Below are 300 nucleotides of genomic sequence, written 5' to 3'. Positions count from 1 at the left end.
CAGCACATGCGCCACCCCCACCGCACCGGCTGCGGCCAGGGCGAAGATGCACGGCCGGCCCACCAGCACCGCGTCGGCGCCCAGGGCCAGCGCCTTGAGGATGTCGGTGCCACGGCGGATCCCGCCATCGAGCAGCACCGGCACACGTCCCTGCACCGCGGCCGCCACTTCCGGCAGCGCCTCGATGGTCGCCGGCAGGCCATCGAGCGTGCGGCCGCCGTGGTTGGACACGATCAGCCCATCGACCCCAGCCGCCAGCGCCTGCTCGGCATCGGCGGCGCTGAGGATGCCCTTGAGCAG

The 300-nt window shown here is 74.0% G+C and carries 1 protein-coding gene; it reads right to left on the bottom strand.

Features of this window, described 5'->3' with window-relative positions:
- A partial coding sequence (locus tag J0A65_RS26960) for an alpha-hydroxy-acid oxidizing protein (protein ID WP_206597230.1) occupies positions 1–300 on the bottom strand: 300 nt, incomplete at both ends.

The organism is Bowmanella yangjiangensis (genome assembly GCF_017255015.1).
GTDB classification, from domain to species: Bacteria; Pseudomonadota; Gammaproteobacteria; order Enterobacterales; family Alteromonadaceae; genus Bowmanella; species Bowmanella yangjiangensis.
The sequence above is the reverse complement of the archived record's forward strand: the minus strand, read 5'-3'. Positions and strand labels throughout refer to the sequence as shown.